The 23,905-nt window shown below is 60.8% G+C and carries 20 protein-coding genes and 2 tRNA genes; 11 read left to right on the top strand and 11 right to left on the bottom strand.

What is annotated here, in order from left to right; genetic code table 11:
• The first annotated feature begins 27 nt into the window (after positions 1-27).
• From gmk to M0D65_RS05305, 3 genes are all read left to right on the top strand, one after another.
• The gene (gmk, locus tag M0D65_RS05315; RefSeq protein ID WP_091011429.1) at positions 28-711 is read left to right on the top strand and encodes a guanylate kinase; all 684 of its coding nucleotides are present in this window, start codon (positions 28-30) and stop codon (positions 709-711) included.
• A gap of 59 nt (positions 712-770) precedes the next feature.
• Entirely contained in the window at positions 771-974 is a 204-nt protein-coding gene (gene rpoZ, locus M0D65_RS05310; RefSeq protein ID WP_091011430.1) for a DNA-directed RNA polymerase subunit omega, read from the top strand.
• Positions 975-1,055: 81 nt separating this feature from the next.
• Positions 1,056-3,413, top strand: coding sequence for a bifunctional (p)ppGpp synthetase/guanosine-3',5'-bis(diphosphate) 3'-pyrophosphohydrolase (locus M0D65_RS05305; protein ID WP_266251628.1), 2,358 nt, complete (start codon positions 1,056-1,058; stop codon positions 3,411-3,413).
• A 66-nt stretch (positions 3,414-3,479) separates the two neighbouring features.
• On the opposite strand, the gene M0D65_RS05300 is transcribed toward M0D65_RS05305, so the two are convergent.
• A tRNA-Arg gene (locus M0D65_RS05300) sits at positions 3,480-3,556 on the bottom strand.
• 120 nt (positions 3,557-3,676) lie between these two features.
• Between M0D65_RS05300 and greB the strand changes: the two genes are divergently transcribed.
• The gene (gene greB / locus M0D65_RS05295; RefSeq protein WP_266251626.1) at positions 3,677-4,246 is read left to right on the top strand and encodes a transcription elongation factor GreB; all 570 of its coding nucleotides are present in this window, start codon (positions 3,677-3,679) and stop codon (positions 4,244-4,246) included.
• A 150-nt stretch (positions 4,247-4,396) separates the two neighbouring features.
• On the opposite strand, the gene M0D65_RS05290 is transcribed toward greB, so the two are convergent.
• Both M0D65_RS05290 and M0D65_RS05285 read right to left on the bottom strand, forming a co-directional pair.
• Positions 4,397-5,536: a porin gene (locus M0D65_RS05290; protein ID WP_091011433.1), complete on the bottom strand. Its 1,140-nt coding sequence runs from the start codon at positions 5,534-5,536 to the stop codon at positions 4,397-4,399.
• Positions 5,537-6,066: 530 nt separating this feature from the next.
• A complete protein-coding gene (locus M0D65_RS05285; RefSeq protein WP_091011434.1) occupies positions 6,067-6,297 on the bottom strand; it encodes a hypothetical protein in 231 nt (76 codons plus the stop codon).
• A gap of 425 nt (positions 6,298-6,722) precedes the next feature.
• On the opposite strand from M0D65_RS05285, the gene M0D65_RS05280 reads away from it, so the two are divergent.
• Together M0D65_RS05280 and M0D65_RS05275 are read left to right on the top strand one after the other, a co-directional pair.
• Positions 6,723-6,926 carry a cold-shock protein gene (locus M0D65_RS05280; protein WP_091011435.1) on the top strand — a complete coding sequence of 68 codons (204 nt, stop codon included), beginning with the start codon at positions 6,723-6,725 and terminating at the stop codon, positions 6,924-6,926.
• 260 nt (positions 6,927-7,186) lie between these two features.
• Entirely contained in the window at positions 7,187-8,344 is a 1,158-nt protein-coding gene (locus tag M0D65_RS05275; protein WP_266251623.1) for an exonuclease domain-containing protein, read from the top strand.
• A 15-nt stretch (positions 8,345-8,359) separates the two neighbouring features.
• On the opposite strand, the gene M0D65_RS05270 is transcribed toward M0D65_RS05275, so the two are convergent.
• Positions 8,360-8,959: a chorismate mutase gene (locus M0D65_RS05270; RefSeq protein ID WP_266251621.1), complete on the bottom strand. Its 600-nt coding sequence runs from the start codon at positions 8,957-8,959 to the stop codon at positions 8,360-8,362.
• Between the two features lie 317 nt (positions 8,960-9,276).
• Positions 9,277-9,426: a hypothetical protein gene (locus M0D65_RS05265; RefSeq protein ID WP_170043833.1), complete on the bottom strand. Its 150-nt coding sequence runs from the start codon at positions 9,424-9,426 to the stop codon at positions 9,277-9,279.
• Between the two features lie 224 nt (positions 9,427-9,650).
• Here M0D65_RS05265 and M0D65_RS05260 point away from each other — a divergent pair, with 224 nt between their 5' ends.
• A complete protein-coding gene (locus M0D65_RS05260; protein ID WP_266252028.1) occupies positions 9,651-10,034 on the top strand; it encodes a DUF2946 domain-containing protein in 384 nt (127 codons plus the stop codon).
• 136 nt (positions 10,035-10,170) lie between these two features.
• Complete coding sequence (locus tag M0D65_RS05255; RefSeq protein WP_266251617.1) at positions 10,171-12,528, top strand: TonB-dependent receptor; 2,358 nt, start codon at positions 10,171-10,173, stop codon at positions 12,526-12,528.
• Between the two features lie 123 nt (positions 12,529-12,651).
• Here the strand turns inward: M0D65_RS05255 and M0D65_RS05250 are convergent, their stop codons facing one another.
• The 3 genes from M0D65_RS05250 to M0D65_RS05240 all read right to left on the bottom strand — a co-directional run bounded on the left by M0D65_RS05250 (position 12,652) and on the right by M0D65_RS05240 (position 16,823).
• The gene (locus tag M0D65_RS05250; RefSeq protein ID WP_266251615.1) at positions 12,652-13,464 is read right to left on the bottom strand and encodes a polysaccharide lyase family 7 protein; all 813 of its coding nucleotides are present in this window, start codon (positions 13,462-13,464) and stop codon (positions 12,652-12,654) included.
• Positions 13,465-14,000: 536 nt separating this feature from the next.
• Positions 14,001-15,239: a dienelactone hydrolase family protein gene (locus M0D65_RS05245; protein ID WP_266251614.1), complete on the bottom strand. Its 1,239-nt coding sequence runs from the start codon at positions 15,237-15,239 to the stop codon at positions 14,001-14,003.
• Positions 15,240-15,494: 255 nt separating this feature from the next.
• A complete protein-coding gene (locus tag M0D65_RS05240) occupies positions 15,495-16,823 on the bottom strand; it encodes an aspartate aminotransferase family protein (RefSeq protein WP_266251612.1) in 1,329 nt (442 codons plus the stop codon).
• An 89-nt stretch (positions 16,824-16,912) separates the two neighbouring features.
• Between M0D65_RS05240 and M0D65_RS05235 the strand changes: the two genes are divergently transcribed.
• The gene (locus M0D65_RS05235) at positions 16,913-17,824 is read left to right on the top strand and encodes a LysR substrate-binding domain-containing protein (RefSeq protein ID WP_266251611.1); all 912 of its coding nucleotides are present in this window, start codon (positions 16,913-16,915) and stop codon (positions 17,822-17,824) included.
• Between the two features lie 135 nt (positions 17,825-17,959).
• Positions 17,960-18,268, top strand: coding sequence for a hypothetical protein (locus tag M0D65_RS05230; protein WP_266251609.1), 309 nt, complete (start codon positions 17,960-17,962; stop codon positions 18,266-18,268).
• A 109-nt stretch (positions 18,269-18,377) separates the two neighbouring features.
• On the opposite strand, the gene M0D65_RS05225 is transcribed toward M0D65_RS05230, so the two are convergent.
• From M0D65_RS05225 to pepN, 3 genes are all read right to left on the bottom strand, one after another.
• A tRNA-Thr gene (locus tag M0D65_RS05225) sits at positions 18,378-18,453 on the bottom strand.
• Positions 18,454-18,507: 54 nt separating this feature from the next.
• The gene (locus tag M0D65_RS05220; protein ID WP_091011447.1) at positions 18,508-19,524 is read right to left on the bottom strand and encodes a class 1 fructose-bisphosphatase; all 1,017 of its coding nucleotides are present in this window, start codon (positions 19,522-19,524) and stop codon (positions 18,508-18,510) included.
• 195 nt (positions 19,525-19,719) lie between these two features.
• Positions 19,720-22,410 carry an aminopeptidase N gene (pepN, locus tag M0D65_RS05215; protein WP_266251607.1) on the bottom strand — a complete coding sequence of 897 codons (2,691 nt, stop codon included), beginning with the start codon at positions 22,408-22,410 and terminating at the stop codon, positions 19,720-19,722.
• Positions 22,411-22,596: 186 nt separating this feature from the next.
• Here pepN and M0D65_RS05210 point away from each other — a divergent pair, with 186 nt between their 5' ends.
• The gene (locus tag M0D65_RS05210; protein WP_266251605.1) at positions 22,597-23,328 is read left to right on the top strand and encodes a DUF4136 domain-containing protein; all 732 of its coding nucleotides are present in this window, start codon (positions 22,597-22,599) and stop codon (positions 23,326-23,328) included.
• Positions 23,329-23,905: the final 577 nt, after the last annotated feature.

Below are 23,905 nucleotides of genomic sequence, written 5' to 3'. Positions count from 1 at the left end.
GTCCCGACCGACCCGGAGTCCCGCAGCATGACCGACCACCCACGCGAAAGCAGCGCGCCGCGCAATCCGTACGCAGGCGTTTATCCGGGCAACCTGTTCATGGTCGTCGCACCGTCGGGTGCGGGGAAGTCGACCCTCGTGAACGCGTTGCTCGCGCGCGATCCGGCCATCCGCCTGTCGATCTCGTACACGACGCGCCCGCCGCGCCCGAAAGAACAGGATGGCCAGCACTACCACTTCACCACCGTCGACGATTTTCTCGCGCGCCACGCGGCCGGCGAGTTTCTCGAAAGCGCGGAAGTGCATGGCAATTACTACGCGACGTCGCGCGTGTGGATCGAAGACCAGATGAAAAACGGCCATGACGTGCTGCTGGAAATCGACTGGCAGGGCGCACAACAGGTGAAGAAGCAGTTTCACAACGCGATCGGCATCTTCATCCTGCCGCCTTCGCTCGAAGCGCTCGAAGACCGCCTGAAGAAGCGCGGCCAGGACGAGCCGAACGTCATCGTGCGACGTCTGCTCGCCGCCGGTAGCGAGATGGCGCACGCGGCGGAAGCAGAGTACGTCGTGATCAACGAGAACTTCGATCGCGCGCTCGCGGACCTGCAGTGCCTGGTCGGCGCGACGCGTTCGCGGTTCGCGTCGCAGTACGCGCGCCACACCCAGCTGTTCATGCAGCTCGGCATCCACCTGCCGCATGGCGGCTGACGGCGGGGTGTCGCGCACATAAGGTAGAATGAGTAACATACTGAGAAGGAATTCCTGACATGGCCCGCATCACCGTCGAAGACTGTCTGAAACAGATCCCGAATCGTTTCGAACTGGCGCTTGCCGCAACCTACCGCGCGCGTCAGCTCGCACAAGGTCACACGCCGAAGCTTGAAAGCCGCGATAAGCCCACCGTCATCGCCCTGCGCGAAATTGCGGCTGGTCACGTCGGCGTCGAAATGCTGAAGAAGGTGCCTGTCTAAGGCACCTTGTCTGTTTTTCGATTACCGCTGTAAATGACTCCGCCGCGTGCAGACCGCGGGCTCACTGACAAGGAGGCGAGCATGAGCACCCACCCTTCGCCTTCTGCTACAGAGCTAGAGCAGGAGTCCGACTCGCCCTCGTCTGCACGCAAATACATCGACGCGGTCCTCGAACAGTCGTTTCGCCATCTGTTCGGGCCGACCGCTACGCCGGAGCAACCGCGCCGGCACGACGTCGTTTCGATCGCCAAACTGACCGCTGCTCTCGCCGGCTACCTGACGCCGGAAGAGATCAAGGAGGTCAAGGCGGCGTTCCATTTCAGCGACGAAGCCCATCTCGGCCAGTACCGCCAGAGCGGCGAACCCTACATCACGCACCCGGTCGCCGTCGCTGAAATCTGCGCCAGCTGGAAGCTCGACGACCAGTCGATCATGGCGGCGCTGCTGCATGACGTGATGGAAGATCAGGGCGTGACCAAGGCCGAGCTGGCCGAGCGCTTCGGTGCGAAGGTCGCGGAACTGGTCGACGGGTTGTCGAAACTGGACAAGATGGAGTTTCGCAACCGCGAGGAAGCGCAGGCGGAAAATTTCCGCAAGATGCTGCTGGCGATGGCGCGCGACGTTCGCGTGATCCTCGTCAAACTGGCGGACCGGCTGCACAACATGCGCACGCTGGGTGCGGTGCCGCCCGAAAAACGCCGCCGCGTGGCGCGCGAAACACTCGATATCTACGCTCCGATCGCGCATCGGTTGGGGCTGAACAATACGTATCGCGAGCTGCAGGACCTGAGCTTCGCGAACTTCAACCCGCATCGCTACGCAACGCTTGAAAAGGCCGTGAAAGCGGCGCGCGGCAATCGCCGCGAAGTGGTCGGCAAGATCATGGAGTCGGTGCAGCGCGCAATCTCCGATGCGAAGCTCGACGCGGAAGTGACCGGTCGCGAGAAAACCATCTTCAGCATCTACAAGAAGATGCGCGACAAGCAACTGTCGTTCTCGCAGGTGCTCGACGTGTACGGTTTTCGCGTGGTCGTCGAGAGTGCGCTTGAGTGCTATACCTGCATCGGTGCGCTGCATGCGCTCTACAAGCCGGTGCCGGGCAAGTTCAAGGACTACATCGCGATCCCGAAGGTGAATGGCTACCAGTCGCTGCATACAACCCTGGTGGGGCCGTTTGGCGCGCCGATCGAGTTCCAGGTGCGCACGCGCAAGATGCACGAGATCGCCGAAGCGGGCGTCGCTGCGCACTGGCTGTACAAGAACGGCGGCGCGGATCTCAACGATGTGCAAAAGCGTGCGCATCAGTGGCTCAAATCGCTGCTCGATATTCAAAGCGAAGCGGGTGATTCGAGCGAGTTTCTCGAGCACGTGAAGATCGATCTGTTCCCGGATGCGGTCTACGTGTTCACGCCGAAGTCGAAGATCATGGCGCTGCCGCGCGGTGCGACGGCGCTCGATTTCGCCTATTCGATCCATAGCGACCTTGGTAACCAGTGTGTCGCGGTGAAGATCAACAACGAACTGCTGCCGCTGCGTACCGAATTGAAGAGCGGCGATATCGTCGAGGTGATCACCGCGCCGTACTCGAAGCCGAACCCGGCGTGGCTCGGCTTCGTGCGTACCGGCAAGGCACGTTCGGCAATCCGCCATTACCTGAAGACGATGCGCCTGAACGAGTCCGTGCAGCTTGGCGAGCGCCTTGTCGATCAGGCGCTCAAGGGCTACGGGCTCGCATTGGCCGACGTCACACCCGAGGTGTGGGAAAAGCTCGTGCAGTGGACCGGCAACAAGAACGGTCAGGAAATTTTCGCGGACATCGGCCTTGGCCGGCGCGTCGCGGCGGTGATGGCGAAGCGCATCGAAGTGCTGATGCGCGGCCTCGATGCCGACGACGACAGCCCGCGCGAAGCGTCCGTATTGAACCCGCCGCCGGTCGTGATCACCGGTACCGAAGGCATGTCGGTGCAGCTCTCGGCTTGCTGTCGCCCGATCCCTGGCGACGACATCATGGGCTATATCGGCATCGGGCTCGGCATGGCGATCCACACAACCGATTGCCGCGTTGCACAACGCATTCACCGGCGCGATCCGGGCCGCTGGATCGATGTCGCGTGGGCACCGCAGCCGGGGCGTCTATTCGACGTGGCGATCAAGGTGCTCGTGAAGAACGCGAAGGGTGTGTTCGCCCGCGTTGCCGCGGACATCACGTTTGCCGATGCGAACATCGTGCACATTGCGATGGACGAGGACCTGTCGCAGGAATCGACGGTGTTGCGCTTCGTGATCCAGGTCAGCGACCGCGTGCATCTCGCCAACGTGATGCGCCGCGTGCGTACCAATCCGGACGTGATGCGCATTACGCGCGAGCGGCCGAGCGACGAGCAGCACCATCGTCACGACGGTGGCATGCGCATCGATCGCGAGCGCGCCGACTACTGACCTGATCCACCGTAAGGCCCACCGACAAAAACAAAGGGCCTTCCGGATGGAAGGCCCTTCATGAAATGGTGCGGCTGGCAGGATTCGAACCCACGACCCCTTGGTTCGTAGCCAAGTACTCTATCCAACTGAGCTACAGCCGCACGCAGAAACGAGATTATAGCAAAGCCTCGAAAAAAGGGAAGCGAGAAACGCGATTTGTGCCGCTGTGTCGATCGTGTACCCTTGATGGCTGGACGTTTGCGGCATTCACCCGGATTACCATGAACAAGGCTTTTGTCAAAGAATCGAGCGAAGAAAGCGACGACGATCTCGACGTCGCCCAGCCCGAAGTGCCCGCTGGGGCGAAAAACTACATCACGCCGGCCGGCTATCGACGGATGCGCGACGAACTGCTGCATCTGATCGATGACGAGCGTCCCGAAGTCGTGAAGCTCGTCTCGTGGGCTGCGTCGAATGGCGATCGTTCGGAGAACGGCGATTACATCTACGGAAAGCGGCGCCTGCGCGAAATCGATCGGCGGATCCGCTTTCTGACCAAGCGGCTGGATCTCGCCGAGATCGTCGATAGCAGCCGGCAGGAGAGCGTCGATCAGGTGTTTTTCGGTGCGACTGTTCACTATGGGACAGCCGATGGCGAGGAGCATGCGATCACCATCGTCGGTGTCGACGAGGTCGATCTGGACCGCGGGCATGTCAGCTGGATCTCGCCGGTTGCGCGGGCGCTGTTGAAGGCGCGGATCGGCGATCAGGTCACGTTGTATACGCCGGCAGGGCCGGAGCCGATCGATGTGCTCGATGTGAGCTACCCACCACCCGATACGGGCGCCTGATCGCGCTGGCAGCGACCGACGCGCGCTGCCTCAACCCCTCAAACCGTTACCCGCGGTGTGAAGCGCGCCGGACTCCAGGCAAAAACCTCAAGCCCATGAAAAAAGGCGCCGCAAGCGGCGCCTTTCGATACTGCGGATACTGCCAGCAGCTTAGAAGCGGTGACGCAGACCAACCGTCACAGCGACTTGCTGATTGCTGTTCGAAGCAGCCAGACCATTGATGTCTGCGCTGACGATAGCATTCTTGTTGGTACGTTGGTATTCGCCTTGCAGGTACACGTCCGTGCGCTTGGACAGCAGGTAGTCCGATTGCAGGTTGAACTGGTTCCAGTGCGGGCTCGTACCAGCCAGGTTGCCACGCGTGTACGTGTACGAACCAGCCAGGCTCAGGGCCGGCGTCAGAGCGTAACGTGCGTTCGCTTCGATGTTCTGGAAGCGGGCGCTGTTGCCACCCAGACCGTTGATGCCACCGCTCACGCCCGATGCACCTGCACCGATACCAGCCAGTTGCGACAGGTTCGTTTGCGTGTACACGAGACCAACGGTTGCCGGGCCGAACGAGTAGTTCGCGCCAGCACCGAACGTGCGTTGACGGCCAGCCAGGAACGTGTTGTCACCCGACACAGCACCGCTCGTGTTGTTGAGCGCTGCACCCGGGTTGCTGTTCAGTTGCAGGTAAGCTGCTGCGACGTTCAGGCCGCCCCAGCTGTACGAACCACCCACGCTGTATGCGCGGTTGTTCGCGAACTGACCAGCGTCGTTCGAGAAGCCATACAGGCCACCGAACTTGAAGCCGGCGTAGTCAACGCTTTGGTACTTGACCGAATTGTTGATACGGAACGAGTTGTTCAGGTTGTCGTTGTCGAACGGGTGCGCGAACTGCGTGCCACCGTATTGCGTGCCAGTCAGTGCCAGCGGGCCGACATAGTCGACGACGCTGTCGTATTGACGGCCGAGGGTCAAGGCGCCGAACTGATCGCTTGCCAGACCGACGAACGCTTGACGACCAAATTCACGGCCGCTCTGGCCGAGGGTGCCGTTAGCGATGTTGAAGCCGTTTTCCAACGTGAAGATAGCCTTCAGACCGCCGCCGAGGTCTTCAGCACCGCGCAGGCCCCAACGGCTGCCGTTGATCGCGCCGCTGGTTTCTTGCCAGTTGCTGTGACCGCCCTGGTTGTTCGTGTAGGTGATACCTGCATCGATAAGGCCGTACAGCGTGACGCTGCTTTGGGCGTGCGCTGCAGTAGCAAAAACGCCCGACAGGGCCGCGACCAAAAGAGTCTTTTTCATCTTTATAACTCCGAGAACAGGATGGGCTTTGGAAACCCAGGCTTGAAGGAAACCTTCACGCTAACGCTGCGAGAGGCGAAATTTGCGTGAAACGCGCGATCTGGCCAACGCGTTGGTTTCCGGACAGGCAGAGTGTAGAGACGAGGCCGCGGAGCGGATGTTCCAATTTCAGCAATAAAGTATTACGAGATTGGAAATTATTCGGATGATCGCTCAAAGCCTTGCTGGGAAAGGCTTTTCAAGACGAGCAAAGGGGTGGGAAGGATGTGTCAACCAACCGGCGTTGTGCAATTGCTACAGCAAACGACGTACGAAAACAACGCTAAAAGGCATAAAAATAGATTGTTGTCGTATAAGGAATAGATGTTTGTTGTTTGCGCTACTAATGGGCTGATGCGGTGGCGCTATACTTTAATCTCTGCTTTCCGAAGCAGACTTTTTCGTTGACGAAAAAGATCTCCAAACCTTTGTCGGCGCGACCTCCAAGTCGCGCTTTTTTTTGCCTGTAGCTTTCGCGCGGTTGCTGCCTGTTATCCCTGTTGAGCCGCAACGCCGGGGGTAAATACATCCAGCGGTAAGGACAGACTCCAGTCTTCCATTACATAGTGACGGGCGTCCATAGGGGAAGACAGCAGGTTTTGCCAATGATCTCCGTGCCAGACCGGGTCGAATGCAAGGTGAGAGACGGCGGTAGTAATGGCTGGCGCCTCGTTTGGCGCACGGTTCAACCACGCGATCAAGCGGCGGAATTCATTCAGCATGGCACTCTCTCCCTGGGACAGCTTATGCACACGATCTTGAAATGGATGCCTTATACATACAACCCGGACAAACACTTACCAAAAACACAATTTGTTACGTCAAGGTAATATTTTCCTATCAAAAGATTCTCAAGATCCGTGATTAAGTAATAATGACGTTTTAACGATCCGGTTCACACCGGAAATAAGCTGAAAACGTTCTCCATGCGCCGCGCATTGCCATATTGTTTGTTGCGCAATACACCTTCCAAAAATTTACTTGACGACGATTCCCCGCCGCCCGTATAACGGCAGAGCTGAATTTTCGATTGACAGACGCAGCGGCATTACAGGCCGATGCGTACCTCCGGCAACAGAGGATGTACGTCGTAATATCGGCTTGAGGGCATTGCCCGTTTTTATTAAATCTCGAGGGAAACTGGAACATGGAAACCGGTATCGTCAAATGGTTCAACGATGCTAAGGGCTTTGGCTTCATCACATCGGACGCAGGCGGCGAAGATCTGTTCGCTCATTTCTCGGAAATCCGCAGCGAAGGCTTCAAGTCGCTGAAGGAAAACCAGCGCGTTTCGTTTGAGGTCAAGACCGGCCCGAAGGGCAAGCAGGCTGCGAACATCCAGCCGCTGTAAAGGCCCTGCGCCGCATGAGTTAGCTGCGGCCCATTGAAAGCCCCCGCATCGTCGGGGGCTTTTTTCTTGTATGGCCCACGATACGAACCGGTCTTGAAGCCGGCGATATTTAATTAACCATCTGGCCGGATTACCGGGCGGTCGATATTAAATCGGGCGCTGTGAATCGCGGGTTGCGGATTTCCCGCCTGGCGCGGCGGCGTGCGGCCCTGCCGGCAACTGGTGGCATACTTCCCGTAAGCCACATTCAAACTCCTGTCATGCTCGAACAGCTTCTGCCGGACCCCGCGATCGACACGCCGATCGTCTTCGTCGACCTCGAAACGACCGGCGGCTCGCCGGGCGAGCACCGCATCACCGAGGTCGGCGTGGTCGAACTGGGGGCGTCGGGCGTTTCGCGCTGGAGCACGCTGGTCGATCCGCAGCAGCCGATTCCACCGTTCATCCAGCAATTGACCGGCATCACCAATGCGATGGTGCAGGGCGCACCCACGTTCGATGCGATCGCTGCCGCCCTGTTCGAGCGCCTGAACGGCAAGCTTTTCGTCGCGCACAACGCCAGCTTCGACCGCGGTTTTTTGCGCAGCGAGTTCGCGCGCGCAGGTTTCACGTTCAATCCCGATGTGCTGTGTACCGTTCGTCTGTCGCGCGCGCTGTTTCCGGCGGAGAAGCGCCACGGGCTCGATGCCTTGATGGCGCGGCATGCCCTGGTACCCACCGATCGACATCGCGCGCTCGCCGACGCCGATCTGCTGTGGCAGTTCTGGCAACGCCTGCATGGGCTGGTGCCGCTCGACGTGTTGCGCACGCAGATCGAGCGCACGATGCGGCGCTACCGGCTGGCCGGCGACATTACTGAAGATCTGCTCGATAGCGCGCCGGCCGGTTGCGGTGTCTACGCGCTCTACGGCGAGGACGATGCGCCGCTGTACGTCGGGCGCAGCGTACGCGTGCGGCAGCGCTTGCGTACGCATCTGACCGGCGAGCGCCGGTCATCGAAAGACATGCGGCTTGCGCAGCAGGTGCGGCGAGTGGAATGGCGTGCAACGGGCGGCGAACTCGGCGCGCTGCTTGCCGAGGCGCAGTGGATAGCAGCGCTGCGTCCCGTCCATAACCGGCTGCCCCGTGCGGCCCGCGACGATCCCGCCGATGCGCCATGGCCGTACACAGGCGCGATCGTCTTCGAGGAGCGCGACGACGCGTCGCGCTCGCGCACTTTCCATGTGGTGGATCGCTGGCGTTATGTGGGCCATGCGCCGTCGCTCGAGGAAGCAGCGCTGCTGACGTCGTCCGGCATTGCGGGTCCGTTCGAGCTCTCGACGTACCGGATTCTGCAGACGCACCTTGCGCGCGGCCTGCGCGTCACGCCGCTTGCTGCGCCTTTGTCGGCGCTGGCTGGTGCGGATACCGTCGCGTAGCTTTAGCGCCCAGCCTCACCCAGTCGCACCAACCCCACCCGACTCGCACACATGCCCAAGCGCCCGCGTCAGCGCGCCGGAATACGTCGCGTCATAACGCGTTAGCGATTTCCAGTTCGCGATTCCATCGGCGACTCGCGTCGGACAGTCCGACGCGCCGCGCAACGGCTGAATACGCGCAAGCCCCGCAATCAAGGCGGCAGTGAGTCTGTCCAGTTGCGGTCGCGTGCTGGCCGCAAGATCGGGGGCCGGCCCTTCGGGCGGCCGCGTCGTTTGCCAGGTCTTGAACAGATCGTTCTGCACGTCCTTGCTCGCATCGATCTGGTCCTGGAAGAACGCGTGAGCGAACGCCGGATCGACATCGGCCGCTTGCGCGCGTTTTTCAACGTCGTTGAGCAAGGCGGTCTCGCGCGGCTTGTCGGTAATCGCCTGATGGTTTGCCCATTTCCAGCGCGCGACCGGCTCGGCGAGCGCGAGCCGCTGCGACACGAGTGCGATCAGATTGGTGAGCGCCACGTCGTCGCCGGCTGCGGAGACCGGCATGGGGGCGAAGCAGATCGCGGAAAAAAGCGCGAGCGTGCGGAGCACTGCAGCAGGGCGGTAAGTGAGTTTCATTGATGGGCAGTCAAGCGGCGTTAATCGAGGCGGGAAAAGCCGAAGAATAAACGAACCAAGGACAATGCGCGGCGAAGCATGCGCGCAGCGATCAAGTACGGGGAAAAAGCTGAGGCGGGAGGAAGTGCGGGAGGGACAGCAGAACAACATGTACAAGACGAGCAACGGACGTGCACAGACCCGCACGCTGAATCAGTCGGGACTCAGGTACAGCTAGCAGGTAGGGACCTGCGTGCGCGATTTCGGTAGCGCATGCCTCAGTGCGTTACTGCGCCGCAGCAAATGTGCTGAGGCAACTGCAACGTCGCGGCGGGTGCTTACTTCTGTTCGCACGTCTTGCGTTGTTCGTCGAGAAACGCGCGGACATGTTCCGGCAGTTCGGCCCCGAGAAACTCCACGCCTGCGGGTTCCGGATCCGGACTAAAGACTTTGTCCGGGGTCGGGACTCTTGGCGGTCTGGTATCCATGATAGTTCTCCTGTGTAAAGTGATTATCTGCCTCGCTCCCCGATTTGCACCAGTGCTGCGAAGCGGTGACGCTGCTTTCATTGCCTCTTTGTTGCTTTAACGGCACAGCGGTCGATGAATTCAAAGTTGCTTAAACAAAATTTAACGATCCTCGGTATGGCAATTGGCCGCAGACCGCGTGTCGCCTGCTTGTTATACTGCGCGCACAAATTTTCAGACCAATGATGAAACGCTCGACGCGGTGGATCGGCCTCGTATGGCTGGCGCTGGTACTCAATGTACTGTCGCCCGTCATCGGCTATGCGCGTCTTGCCAGTACGCAGAGTCCGTTCACCGTCGAGCTCTGCCATGCAGGCGGCCAGAGCGTCGTCATCGATCTCGGCGGTTCTGGCGACGCCAGCGACACCGGCAAAGTCCACCTCGTCGTCCCGCACTGCGTCTATTGCCCCGGCTTCGCCGCGAATTTCGCGCTCGGAGCCAGTCTTCCCTTCCTGCCGGTTCCCGCTCGCGCGTCTGTGTATCAGCAGACATTTGAGCCGGAAACCGTCTTTGTGCGTCGCAGCGTTCGCGTCGCGCAACCTCGTGCCCCACCTGAAACGCTGATCTAGCCCGTCTCCCGAGTCCGCGCCGTCGTCATCGTCCTTATCGACGGTGCGGGTACCGCACGTCGCGTGCCGCCCGATCGCGCCCTATCGCGCGAGGTTCGTGCGCGCGTCGTTCTCGATCACGCTTTCAGGATTTCCCATGCGTTACGCCATTGCTGCGCTGTCTGCACGCCGGCCGTTTTCGGCTGCGTGCATGGCGGCCTTCGTCATTCAGTCCGCTCATTCCGCCGAGACCACCACCGCGCCGGCCGATCCATCCGATTCATTGTTAACGAACGATTCGACGCAAGCGTTGACGGGCGACATACATACTTTGCCCGTCGTCACGATCAATGCGGCGCGGCCGGTACGTCCCGCTTTTGCGCCCGACACACCGGCCGTGGTCGAGACGATCACGCGCCGCCAGATCGACGCGCACAACACGGTCAACACCGAAGATGCGCTGAAGTACGTACCGAACCTGATGGTGCGCAAGCGCTTCATCGGCGATCGCAACTCGGTGTTCTCCGGCCGCGACTTCAACGAAATGCAGAGCGCGCGCGGTTTGGTCTACGCAGACGGCCTGCTGCTGTCGAACCTGCTCGGCTCGAGCTACGGCTACCCGCCGCGCTGGTCGCTGATCGCCCCCGACGACATCGCCCAGGTCGAGGTGCTGTACGGACCGTTCTCGGCGCTGTACCCGGGCAACTCGATCGGCTCGACCGTGCAGATCACGACGCGCAAGCCCGAGAAGCTCGAAGCGTCGCTGGATACGCAGTTCTTTACGCAGCGCTACGACGATCCGTACGGTTTTGCACAGAGCTTCGGCGGCAATCATCAGTCCGCCCGGATTGCCGATCGCGTCGGACGGTTCTGGTATTCGCTGACACTCGACCGGCTGGAGAACAACAGTCAACCGATGCAGTACGCGGCGCCGAACGGTACTTACAACCCGTCGTTTGGCACACCGGTGCCGGTAACGGGTGCCGCCACCGATATCGGCCCGAACGGTCGGCCGCGTGTGTTCGTCGGGCCGCAGATGATCGAGCGCACGCAGCAGCTCACCGAAACCGTGCGGATGGGCTACGCGTTCACCGACAAGGTCGACGCGACGCTCACGCTCGGGCACTGGGAAAACCACTATAAGGATCGCGCGCAGACGTTTCTCACCGACGCGGCAGGCAATCCCGTGTATGGCGGCAATGTAACGATCGGCGGGCGTAACTACACGCTCTCGCCGAGTGCGTTTTCGCCGGCTAACGGCGATCAGGAAAACTGGCTGTACGCGTTCGGCCTGAACGCGAAGCTCGGTTCGGGCTGGCGCCTGTCCAGCACGGTCTCCGCCTACGACGTCTCGCACGATGTACTGCGTTCGGCAACCACCGCGCCGCCGGCGTCGCTGGGCGGCGGTGCGGGCACGATCTTCCACGGCGACGGCACCGGCTGGCGGACCTTCGACCTGAAGGCGGAGTCGCCGTCGGTGGCGGGGCACACGTTCACGCTCGGCTATCACTTCGACAACTACTTCCTGCGCAACGAGACCTACAGCACGCCGAACTGGCTGAACGGTGCGCCGGTGACGCTTGCCAGCACCTATCGCGGCGACACCCGGACCCAGGCGGTGTATGGCCAGGATGCGTGGCGTTTCGCGCCGGGCTGGCTCGCCACGCTCGGTCTGCGCTACGAGCGCTGGGATGCGTACGGCGGCGCGCTCGGCAACGCAAGCTCGACGCTCGGCTACGCGGACCGCGGTGCGAACGCGCTGTCGCCGAAAGCATCGGTGCAATGGCAGGCCACCGACGACTGGCGGTTCCGCGTGTCGTTCGCAACCGGCACGCGCTTCCCGACCGTCGCCGAACTGTTCCAGGGAACGATCTCGAACAACGCGCTCGTCAACAACAACCCGGGTCTGCGCCCGGAGAAGGCAATCGACTGGGATTTCACGGCCGAGCGCGACGTCGGCGTCGGTGTCGTACGGGCGAGCATTTTCCAGAGTGATCTGCGCGATTCGATCTACAGCCAGACCACGATCAGCGGGGCCACGACGGTCACGAATATCTCGAACGTCGACCGGGTGCGCGTGCGCGGCGTCGAGCTGGCGTTCTCGGGGCAGAACGTCCTGCTGCGCGGACTCGATCTCGATGCCAACGTGTCGGCCAGCAACGCGCGCACGCTCGAGGATTCAGCGAACCCGGCGTACCAGGGCAACCGCTGGCCGCGCATCCCCGTAGTCCGCGCGAACCTGCTCGCGTCGTATCGCTTCAACGAGCAGTGGCTCGCGAGCGTCGGCGTGCGCTATTCGGGCCGCCAGTACAACACGCTCGATAACAGCGATGTGAACCCGGACGTCTACGGCGGCACGAGTTCCTTTACGGTGATCGACCTGAAGGCGCGCTACAAGATCGATCGTCACTGGCTTGCGTCGCTCGGCGTCGACAACCTGACGGATCGTCGCTATTACGTCTTCCATCCGTATCCGGGGCGGACGTTCTATGGAGAACTCAAGTGGTCGCTTTGAGAGAGACGGGCGATCTCGATTCTGTCGGGGCGTGAGCGCTGGGTTCAGGTGGGCCAGTTCAGAGGCTGAACCCTGCGCTTTGAAACAGGGTTCAGTGATACGGCAAGCCTGAAAAAATGCGGGCTACGAGTGCGTCAGACTCAACGCATAGAACTTGACGACCGTGCCAGCCGTCGTCAACGGCGTACCCGATACCGCCGATTGATCATAGTCGCCGGCCTTGAAGTAGAAGTTCTCTCCGTCGAAGCTGGAATCCATCGTATAGGTCTTCGTCGTGCTGTTGACCTTCACGGTGACCGTCGTGCCACTCAGGCTCAACTCATAGGTGAACTTCGTTCCTACCGCGACATTGGTAATCGTGTAGGTGTTCGATTTGCCGCCCTGGTTAGTGCTCTCGAGTAGAAGCTTCACCACACCACCTGAAGTGAACTGCAATTCGCACAGCGGTTTACTAGGCCCGGAGCCCTGGAAAATCTGGCCGACCGTGGTGTGGTCCGGCACCTGGGTCACGGCGACCGTTGCGTTCATCCTGTTCGTGCCGGCCGTGGACCACGTCGCGTTCTCATGCAGTTCCGTCCGCGGATGCAGCGAGCCGGACGTGGTCCAGCCCTGCGTGGGATCCATCATCACCATCGAACCGTCCGAGCTGTCCGTATAGAAGTAGGGCTTGTCCGTGTAGCCGCCCGTAAGTCTGGAACTGCTCACCGTGTCGATATCGCCGGACGAGCCCGTCGGCAGTTGCAGCGTGAATGGCGCGAGGTTGAAGTTCGATCCGGGTGGACTGCCGGTGCTCAGATCGGGGGCTATCACGCTGGCATTCTGATCAAGCTGTTTCAGCGCCGCTGCGGGCACGCCATCGCTTGAACCGCCGCCACATGCCACGAGCACGCTTCCGGACAGAACTGCAACCAGGCTGGTGATGATTCTGCTCTTCATATCGTCTCCTTCTCATTTGCCACGGGTTGAAATGCGACAACATTTAACGAGAGCTGTTATTCGTTTTGAGTTATTTAGGGTAACGTTTTCCTAAATAATTAATAATCGTTAACCCGAGTAACGTATTCAATATGAATTGCGTTAGTTGATTCAAATGACGATATTGGATATCCAGATGGAATCGATCTGGAATCCGAGGTTGTATCTTGCGGGTCAGGCCAGGTCTCATGGGCCAGGAGATATCTGGCCTCAGTCAGAGTGCTTTGCCACTCACAGATCTAAAGGACGTGCCTTGCGAGCCGGCGTTCAAGCCGGAATTGCTATATGAGTCGATTAATTACGAAATACTTTCTATGTGAAATTGCGACCTTGTTTTAAATCATGCTAGCAAGGAATATCTTGAAAGTAAACGATTTCCTGATTTATCGTTTTAGTCGTGACGATAGAGAGTTGCTAGCAATACGGCGCTCGAAACACGGATGAATACTGATGCGGGCCGCCGCCGGCAGCCCGGTATGGATATCGTTTGTGCGTGATCAGGTGGGCTTCCCTTCGCTCGATGCCCAGTTCGGCATCAGCGCATTGCTCGGAAGTGTTTCGTCGACCATCTTGCGAGTGGTCTGGATACCGGCCACCGGCAACCCGGTCGGATCGAGCAGGCCGATCTGCACCAGGACGGATGCCTGGTCCCAATAGATATGTTCGTTGTAGAGCTTGTCGCCGCGAAAGCAGACCACGGCGAGCATCGGTACTTCGAAGTATTTCCCGGTTGGCCGCAGACCCGGCAGAAGCCAGTCGATCTCCCGATCATGCGTCGCGCAGAATACAAACTCATCGACGATACGATCGGCGCCGATCGTGCGTGAAATCGGAATCAGGCGCGTATCGGCGGGGTTCGAATCGACGAAGTGATATTTGTAGAAGCGCTTTAACTGGTCGTGCCCGACGCCGCCGGTCATCGTAGGCACATGATTGACGTAGGGTTCGGCGACCATGGTCGGCATCACCGCGTTGACGTCCCGCGTGGCGAACTCGTAGTAGCAATGTTGTTCCCACAACGTATTCAGGTCATGGATCGGGCCGAGTACCTTGCGCAACAGCGCGAGCGTCCGCGAATACGCCATCATCGTGGCCGGCTTGTCGAAGTGTTCGCGTTCGGGCGTGGCGAATGCATGGCCGCAGCCGGGATAAACGTATTGCTCGATCTGCGGTCTGTTCGCAAGCGCGGTCTGGATTTTTTCTCGCACATGCGCTGGGCAATGTGCGTCTTCGCCGGCGAAATGGAAAACCATCGGACACTGGATCGATGCGACCTCATCGATGAACGCATCGAGACCGACGCCGTAATAGCTGACCGCACAATCCACATCGGTGCGTGCTGCGGCCAGCATCGCAAGCTTGCCGCCGAGGCAGTAGCCGATCGTGCCGACCTTGCCCGCCTGTTCGGGTCTTGCGCGTAACGCGTCGATGGTGGCCGCGATATCTGTCACGGCGAGCGGCGGATCGAGCCGGGCGTTGTAGTCGAGCGCCTGGGCCAGATCCGCTTCGTCATAGCCGAGCACGACGCCTGGCTTCATGCGCCAGAACAAGTCCGGAACGAGTACGACATAACCTTCCTCTGCGTACCGGTCCGCCATCGCTTTCATGTAACCGTTGATGCCGAAGATTTCCTGCAGCAACACGAGTCCCGGACCGGATCCCTGGGCGGGCTTCGCCATATAGGCAGAGAAGCGCCCGCCATCGCGGGACGGAATATCGATCATTGCACCGCTCATGTTTTCGTTCCTTTCGGGCTTGCTGAAGCGATTCAGAATAGTGGGGGAGGCGCGCTGTCGTCGAACCGGTGAGTTGCGCGCATGTCGGCGATCGTTCGCAATGACAGCTGTTCACGCAGTGCCGGATGCGCACTGCAAGGCTGTCGACGTTACGCCGACGATCGCGTCGCTATTGTGAACCAGAGCCCGTGGAAAGGTGTGACACCTCGCGGGTGTAGCGAGGCATCGATGTCGAGTGGGTGCCGTTCGCGAATCTCAGTTCGCTCTCGCTCTCGCGCCCGCAATCTCGTCGAGACTATCGCCCAACGCCTTGTCGAGGATCGCCACTGCGCGATCGATCTCGTCGGTGGAAACCGTCAACGGCGGGGCGATGCGCCATACCGAACCGCGCTCGGGGCGTCGGCGGATGTTCATGCTCAGTCCGTTCTCGAAGCATTTGCGTGTTGTTAGCGCACCGAGTTCGTGAGCCGCGTTGCGCGATGCGCGGTCGGTGACTAGTTCGACGCCAAGCAGCAGACCCGCGCCGCGAATATCGCCGATGACTTCGTAACGCTGCTGCAATTCTTCCAGACGGTTCCGTAGATAGCCGCCCATTTCGTTCGCGCGTGCAATCAGGTGCTCTTCCTTGATCACCTGCAGAACGGCGAGTCCAACTTCGGCGAGAAGCGGGTCCGATACGTGGCTCGTGTAAAACGTAAAGTGCTTTTCATGCAGCACTTCCTCGATCTTCGACGTCGTCGACACCGCAGCAAGCGGCAAACCGCCACCGAGCGTCTTCGACATCGTCATGATGTCGGGCACGACGCCGAAGAACTCCGATCCGGTGCGTGTGCCGATGCGGCCAAACGCGGTTTGCGCTTCATCGAAGATGAGCAGCATGCCGCGTTCGTCGGCGGCTTTGCGCAATGCCTGCATGAACGATTGCGGCGGTACGAGCACACCGCCGGCGCTGATGATGGGCTCGACGATGATCGCGGCACCGCGGCCGCTCGACTGCATGTCGAACATCTTCAACGCGAGGTTCAGGTTGGCCAGCGCCGACGCTTCCGGTGTGGCAGCCGGAATATACGGTCGATACGAATTCGGTTCGGGGATCAGGAACACGCCGGGTGCGGGCACGCCGTAACCCTTGCGATCGCTCGCAAACGACACCGTACTGGCGCCGCCCGTGATGCCATGCCACGAACCGCCGAGTGCCAGCACTTCATAGCCGTCGGTGTACATCTTCGCCATGCGCAGCGCGACCTCGGTGGCTTCAGAGCCCGTGTTGATGAAGATGGTTTTCTGGAGATCGCCGGGCAGCCAGTCGCGTGCCAGTGTCTGCCCGAGTTCGGCAACGACCTCCGGAATCATGCCGCTGAACATATGGAACGCTTTCTCGCCCGCTCGATGAACGGCTTCGACGATGGCCGGATGGTTGTGCCCGATCGTGGCGCACATCTGGCCCGACGTGAAGTCCAGATACTCGCGGCCGTGGCTATCCTTTACGATGGTGCCCTTGGCGGACGTGAACAGGTTGGGGAAAGCATCGCCGCCGTACCGGACCAGAAAGTCTCTGGATGCCTGCAGAAGTCCTTCGCTCATCGTTTGCTCCATGGGTCGATTGCCGTGAGAGAACATCTTAAGAAGGCGAGCAGGTTGGCGCCAACGCATAAAATTCAGCAGCCCATCAAATGAGCTCAACTAGAAGCCCCTCGAAATCCCGATTGCCGCCGCTCAAGGCGCTCGTCGCATTCGAGGCGGCGTCGCGGCGCGGCAGTTTTGCGCTGGGTGCGGAAGAGCTTGCGGTGACGCCCTCCGCGGTCAGTCATCAGATTCAGCAGCTCGAGGATTTTCTGGGTGTGCCGCTGTTTCAGCGGCATCCCGGGCGGGCGGTGCTCACGGCTGCGGGGCGTGCCTATGCGCGCGAGATCGAGCGAGCATTTGGCGTGATTGCCGAGGCGACGAATCTGGTCGCGCCGCAGTCGCAACGCGGTTATCTGGTCGTCGCATCTAGTCCGAGTTTTGCCGCCAAGTGGTTGCAGCCGCGACTACCCGAATTCCTGCGCGGCAATCCGGATGTGAGGATTCGTTTGTCCACGCTTTCCGGTCATGACGAACTGGAGGCGACGCGATTCGATATCGCGATCGTCTACGGGCAACCGCATACGCCGAAGTTCGATGTCGAGCCGTTGTTGACTGAGCGGTTGCGTCCGTTGTGCAGCCCCGTGCTTGCAAAGGAACTCGCGTTGCGCGCGCCGCAGGATCTGGCGCGCGCAACGCTGATCCATTCGTCGAACGCGCTGACGTGGCCGGAGTATTTGCGGCAGGCAGGATGTGCGGACGTGCGGCTCGACAACGAGCTATGGCTCGATCGCTCGGTGATGGCGATCGACGCCGCAGTCGATGGTCTCGGTGTGGTGCTGGAGAGCGAGCTTCTGGCTGCGCAAGAGTTGCGCGATGGGCGACTGATCGCGCCTTTCGATGGTGAGCGATTCAGCGTCGAAGTGACGTCTTATTATCTCGTTCGATCGCGGGATCACAACATCGGCTTGCAGGCCGCGACAGCTTTTGAGAACTGGCTGCGATCGGCGATTTCTTCGTAACCCGCAATTCTGCAGGAGTCGGACAGACATGGAAGCACTTCAGGTGTCAGCGACATGGGCCGCGCCCGTCGCCCATGATGGACACGAGGACCGTGACGGGTTGCATCATCAGCGCTGCTGAACCGAGGCCGTACTATGTTTGAGATCGTGGCGGTATCTGCGTTGGTATGCGCCTTTATCGGTGCACTGCTGGGCTGGCGTATGCGCACGGCGCGCCGGTGGCGGGCTCTTCGTTCGGCTATTCCGGACGGCACATCGGCCGCGACTGTCGAAGCGCTTTTAGGCGCGCCTGGCGGCCGCATCGATCTGTTTCCGTCCGGTTCCGCTGCGACTACATGGACGTACAGTCCCGCTGCCTACGCACCGGCCGACTTCAACGCGTATATCGCGATTGATTTCGATGACAGCGATCGGGTGATCGCCGTCCGGAAAGTCAGGCGATAGGTGAAGCACGGCGGGGGGATTCTGCGCGATCTACAGATACAAAAAACCCGCGGAGCCTGAGGGCTGGCGCGGGTCTGAGAACTTCCAACTACTTTTCTGAATATCGATTTGGTGCCGGAAAGAGGAATCGAACCCCCGACCTTCGCATTACGAATGCGCTGCTCTACCGTCTGAGCTATTCCGGCATCAGAGAACCGCGATTATAGGGATACTTTCTATCCTTTGGCAAGCCCCGCCGATCAACTTTTTGCCTCGAGATGGTAGCGCGTGACGCGGTCCACCTCGTTCTTCGAGCCGAGGAACACGGCAACGCGCTCGTGCAGGCTCTTCGGCTGGATGTCGAGAATCCGCTTGTGGCCGTTGGTCGCGGCGCCGCCGGCCTGCTCGACGATAAACGCCATCGGGTTCGCTTCGTACATCAGGCGCAGCTTGCCTGGCTTGTCGGGTGTGCGACTGTCGGCGGGGTACATGAAGATGCCGCCGCGATTCAGGATGCGGTGCACGTCGGCCACCATCGATGCAATCCAGCGCATATTGAAGTCCTCCTGACGCGCGCCGTCGGTGCCGGCCTTCAGTTCGCCGACGTACTGCTGGACTGGCGGGTACCAGTGGCGTTCGTTCGATGCATTGATCGCGAATTCGCGTGTCTCGACCGGAATGCGCATCTCGCTCTGCGTGAGCACCCACGACCCGAGTTCGCGGTCGAGCGTGAAGCAGTTCACGCCGTTGCCGGTGGTCAGCACGAGCACGGTTTGCGGACCGTACACCGCGTAGCCGGCCGCGACCTGGCGGGTGCCCGGCTGCAGGAACGACTGTTCGGTCGGCTGCTGGCCGTCCGGGCAGCGCAGCACCGAGAAGATCGTACCGATCGACACGTTCACGTCGATGTTCGACGAGCCGTCGAGCGGATCGAACACGAGCAGGTATTCGCCCTTCGGGTAGTTCGCTGGAATCGGGAAGAACTGTTCCATTTCTTCCGATGCCATGCCGGCCAGGTTGCCGCCCCATTCGTTGGCTTCGAGCAGGATTTCGTTCGACAGGATGTCGAGCTTCTTCTGCACTTCGCCCTGCACGTTCTCGCTGCCGGCGGTGCCGAGCGCATCGCCGAGCGCACCCTTGCTGACGTGATAGCTGATCGCCTTGCACGCGCGCGCCACGACTTCGATCAGGAGACGCAGATCGGCGGGCAGGTTGTTGTTCTCGCGCTGCTGCTCGATCAGATACTTGGTGAGAGTGGTACGTCGCGATAAAGCCATTGCAGTGCTCCGGAAAGACTGAGGAATCCCTCGATTTTACCCGCTCGGGTTGCCCTGCCCGAGTTTTACGTCGGGTGCGCGCAACTGTTTTCGCTTCACACGATAAAAAGCCGGCCACAGGTGCCGGCTTTTTGCCTGATCGGCGGAGGGTGAGCGGGCCGGCGGCAAGCCGGCCAACGACACCGTCGGAACCTGCTAGCCCAGCGCCTTCTCGACAATCTCCCGCACGTCACGCGACTTCACCTGCGCGGCAACCTTTTCAAGCGCGCCGCGCATCTTCTCGCGCAGCGCCGGCGTGAACCGGCGCCACAGTTCGAGCGAACGCGCAAGCCGCGCGGCGACCTGCGGGTTCAGTGCATCGAGTGCGATGACCTGGTCCGCCCAGAATGCGTAACCCGAGCCATCTTCCGCGTGGAACTGCGCGGGGTTCGCCGCGCAGAAACTGAAAATCAGCGAACGCGCGCGATTCGGGTTCTTCAGGTTAAACGCCGGATGTGACATCAGTGCACGCACGATATCGATCACCGGACGCTGCGCCGAGCCGCGTTGCGTGGCTTGCAGCGCAAACCACTTGTCGATGACGAGCGGTTCCTTTTCGAAGCGGCGATAGAAGTCTTCGAGCGCTGCCTGCGCACGGCGACCGTCGCCGGCCGTTGCCGCAGTGAGCAATGCGGACAGCGCAGCGGCGCGGTCGGTCATGTTGTTCGCCGCGTCGTATTGCGCACCGGCGAGCTGTACGGCATCGGCAGGGTCGGCGAGTTCGGCGAGGTAGGCGAGCGCAAGATTCTTCAGCGCGCGATGACCGCCTGCGTCAGGCGTCGCTTCGTAGTCACCAGGCGTTTGATGGCGTTCGTAGATCGCGAGCCAGTCGTTCTTCAGTGCTTCGGCGAGACGTCGGCGCACGAACTGCCGCGCGGTATGCACAGCGGCCGGATTCGACTCGGGCATCTGTTCCGCGAGATACGTTTCCGACGGTAGCATCAGCGCGAGTTCGCGGAACGAAGGCGACAGCGTTTCGTCGGTCAGTACCCGCGCGAACGCATTGACGACCGAGTCGTCGAGCTGCAACGACGCACCCGTTGCTGCACGCGCTGCGAGGCTGAGCAGTTCGCGCGTCGCGAGCCGCTGGCCGGCTTCCCAACGATTGAACGGATCGCTGTCGTGGGCGAGCAGGAAGGCAAGTTCTTCAGCCGAATAGTCGTACTCGACGATCACCGGCGCCGAGAAATTGCGCAACAGCGACGGCAGTGGTTTCTCCGCGATGTCGACGAACGTGAAGGTCTGCTCGGTCTGCGTGAACTCGAGTACACGCGTCGTACCTTGCGCCGCAGCCTCGCCTTCGAGACGCAACGGCAGGTCCGCACCGTTCGCGCCGATCAGTCCGATTGCGAACGGAATCAGCAGCGGGCCTTTTTGCGTTTCGCGTGCGGCCGGTGCGGCGTCGCCGTAGCCCTGCGACAGCGTGACGCGGTAGCGGTGTTGCGCGGCGTCGTAGTGCGTGCTGACCGTGACGCGCGGCGTACCGGCCTGGCTGTACCAGCGCTCGAACTGCGCGAGGTCGCGACCGTTCGCATCGGCGAGCGCATGGCGGAAGTCGTCGCAGGTCACGGCCTGGCCGTCATGCCGCTTGAAGTACAGGTCCATGCCGCGGCGAAAACCGTCGCGGCCGAACAGCGTCTGATACATCCGCACGACTTCCGAGCCTTTCTCGTAGACGGTCATCGTGTAGAAGTTGTTGATCTCGACGTAGCTTTCCGGGCGTACCGGATGCGCCATCGGGCCTGCGTCTTCGGCGAACTGCATCTGGCGCAGCACGCGGACATCTTCGATGCGCTTGGTTGCGCGCGCGGCTTCGTCGGTGGCTCCGCCGGCCATGTCCGCGGAGAACTCCTGGTCGCGAAACACCGTCAGCCCTTCCTTCAGGCTCAACTGGAACCAGTCGCGGCAGGTGACGCGATTGCCGGTCCAGTTATGGAAGTACTCGTGGCCGACCACGGCTTCGATGTTCGCGAAGTCGGTGTCGGTGGCGGTTTCGGGGTTCGCCAGCACGTACTTCGTGTTGAAGATGTTGAGCCCCTTGTTCTCCATCGCGCCCATGTTGAAGTCGCCGACCGCGACGATCATGAAGCGATCCAGATCGAGTTCGAGCCCAAAGCGCTGCTCGTCCCAGCGAATCGAATTGATCAGCGAGTCCATCGCGTGACGCGTTTTGTCGAGATCGTGCGGTTCGACCCATACCTGCAGCAGTTTCTCTTTGCCCGAGCCGCTGCGCACCCGCTCTTCGAGCTTGACGAGCTTGCCCGCGACCAGCGCGAACAGGTAGCTCGGTTTTCTGAACGGGTCTTCCCAGCGCGCAAAATGGCGGCCATCCGGCAGGTCGCCTTCGTCGAGCAGGTTGCCGTTGGACAGCAGCACCGGGTACGCGGCCTTGTCCGCACGCAGCGTGACCGTGTAGGTCGCCATCACATCGGGACGATCGAGGAAGTAGGTGATGCGGCGAAAGCCCTCGGCCTCGCACTGCGTGAAGAAGTTGTCGCTCGATACATAGAGACCCGACAGCGTCGTGTTTTCTGCCGGATTGCAGAGGTTCACGAGCGTCAGTTCGAAGGCGTCCGGTACGTTATCGACGCTCAGACCATGCGCATGCGTGCGCACGGCGCTGTGCGGCGTACCGTCGATAGTCGCGCTGACGAACTCGAGTTGCTCGCCCATCAGTTCGAAGTGCGCCGCGTGGGCCGCATCCGGATTGCGCCGCACGCGCATCGTATTCCTGACGACAGTGCGTTCTGGGACGAGATCGAATTCCAGCGCGACGGTGTCGATCAGGAAAGCCGGCGGTGCGTAGTCGGCGCGCCGGATCACGGTGGGCGTTGCGGTATCTGCCATGATGTCCACGGGTAAGGGGATTTTTGGGGAGCCGGCCTGCGCGGATGGGCGAGACGGGCATAGACCGCCATTGTACAAAGGCTCCGCGCCTCCTGCCGGGCGAACTTTTTACCGACTCGACCGGTCAGCGTATTATCGGGCCGCTGCACAATGTGCACACCCATGACAGGCAAGACGAGGACGACCATGAAACTGGACCGATGGACCCGGCGCGCGACGCTGTTGCTGGCGGCGTTGACCGTGATGCTTTCCGGCTGTACGACCTACGTGACGAGCCGCGTCACAGCGTTTTCCGACTGGAGCGGCAGCGACGCCACGCGGACTTACGCGTTTACGCGTACCGCCGCGCAGCAGAACAATCTTGAACAGGCAACTTACGAACAGCTGGTTGCCGACGAACTCGCCACCCACGCATTCCGCCGCGTCGACGCGGCCGAAGCCCGTTATCTGGTCGGCCTGACGTATTCGACGCGGGCGGGCACCGTAACGGTTTCCGAACCGGTCTATGCCAACCCGTGGGCAGGTCCTTTCCCCGGCTACTGGGGCCGTCCGTTCGACCCGTGGGGGCCGTACGGCGCGTATGGTGCGTTCCCGGCCGGCTACGTGAACCAGAACTATCCGGTGTCCGTGCATACGCTCGGCATCCGCTTTACCGAGCGTGCTACCGGCAAGGAGGTCTACAACGTGACGGCCCGCACCTCCACCGACGAGCCCTCACTGGTCGGCGCGATGCCTTATCTGGCGCGCAGCGCGCTCGATGCTTTCCCGCTGAACAACGGTACGGTGCGTACGGTACGGATTCCGCTCGACAAGAACGGTGGGGCGTCGAACGAGGTGCCGGGGTCTGCCGCGCCTGGCGCGCCGCCGGTCAAGGCGCCGGCAGCAGCGCCGGTCGGCGCGGCGCAGACGGTGCAGTAATCGCCTCCGGGTCGCTAACGGTCCGACGGCAACAGCTAGCTGCGCTTCACCAGATCAGTACGTCAATAGATCAACGGCCTCACAGGGTGCAAGTCCTGTGAGGCCGTTGCCATTTCCCGGCAGTATTTTCCGACGGCCCGCTCCACAGGCATGCCGACGCAATGATGTCGCTTTAGCACTGTGCCAAAACTCAAGCGTCAAGAATTGAAACGGCGTATGGCATGACGGTAGTCGGGTAATCGAAAGGCTCTCGCTTAAAACCGGACATGCGTTAGAGGTTTAAGGCTTCAATGTTTCTTTGACCGGCTTGCCATTCTTTTGACATTCAGTCGACATTCCGTCGCGCTAACGAGACGGATATAGCGAGATACGTTTTTTCAGGCTGATTTACCGGCGAATATTCGTTATGATTCGGCACATTACGGGGAGCACATAGAAATCTGACCAAACGCGAAACGCGCCGCCCTGAATAAACGGGGCATGTGCGGTTAATTCACTGAATCCATAAAACAAGAGAACAAGACTGGATCGACTCCGGCGGTGACGACCTGGCGAGTGCGCGCACATTGCGCCACAG

The sequence above is a fragment of the Paraburkholderia sp. CHISQ3 genome (genome assembly GCF_030464945.1).
GTDB classification, from domain to species: domain Bacteria; phylum Pseudomonadota; class Gammaproteobacteria; order Burkholderiales; family Burkholderiaceae; genus Paraburkholderia; species Paraburkholderia megapolitana.
The sequence above is the reverse complement of the archived record's forward strand: the minus strand, read 5'-3'. Positions and strand labels throughout refer to the sequence as shown.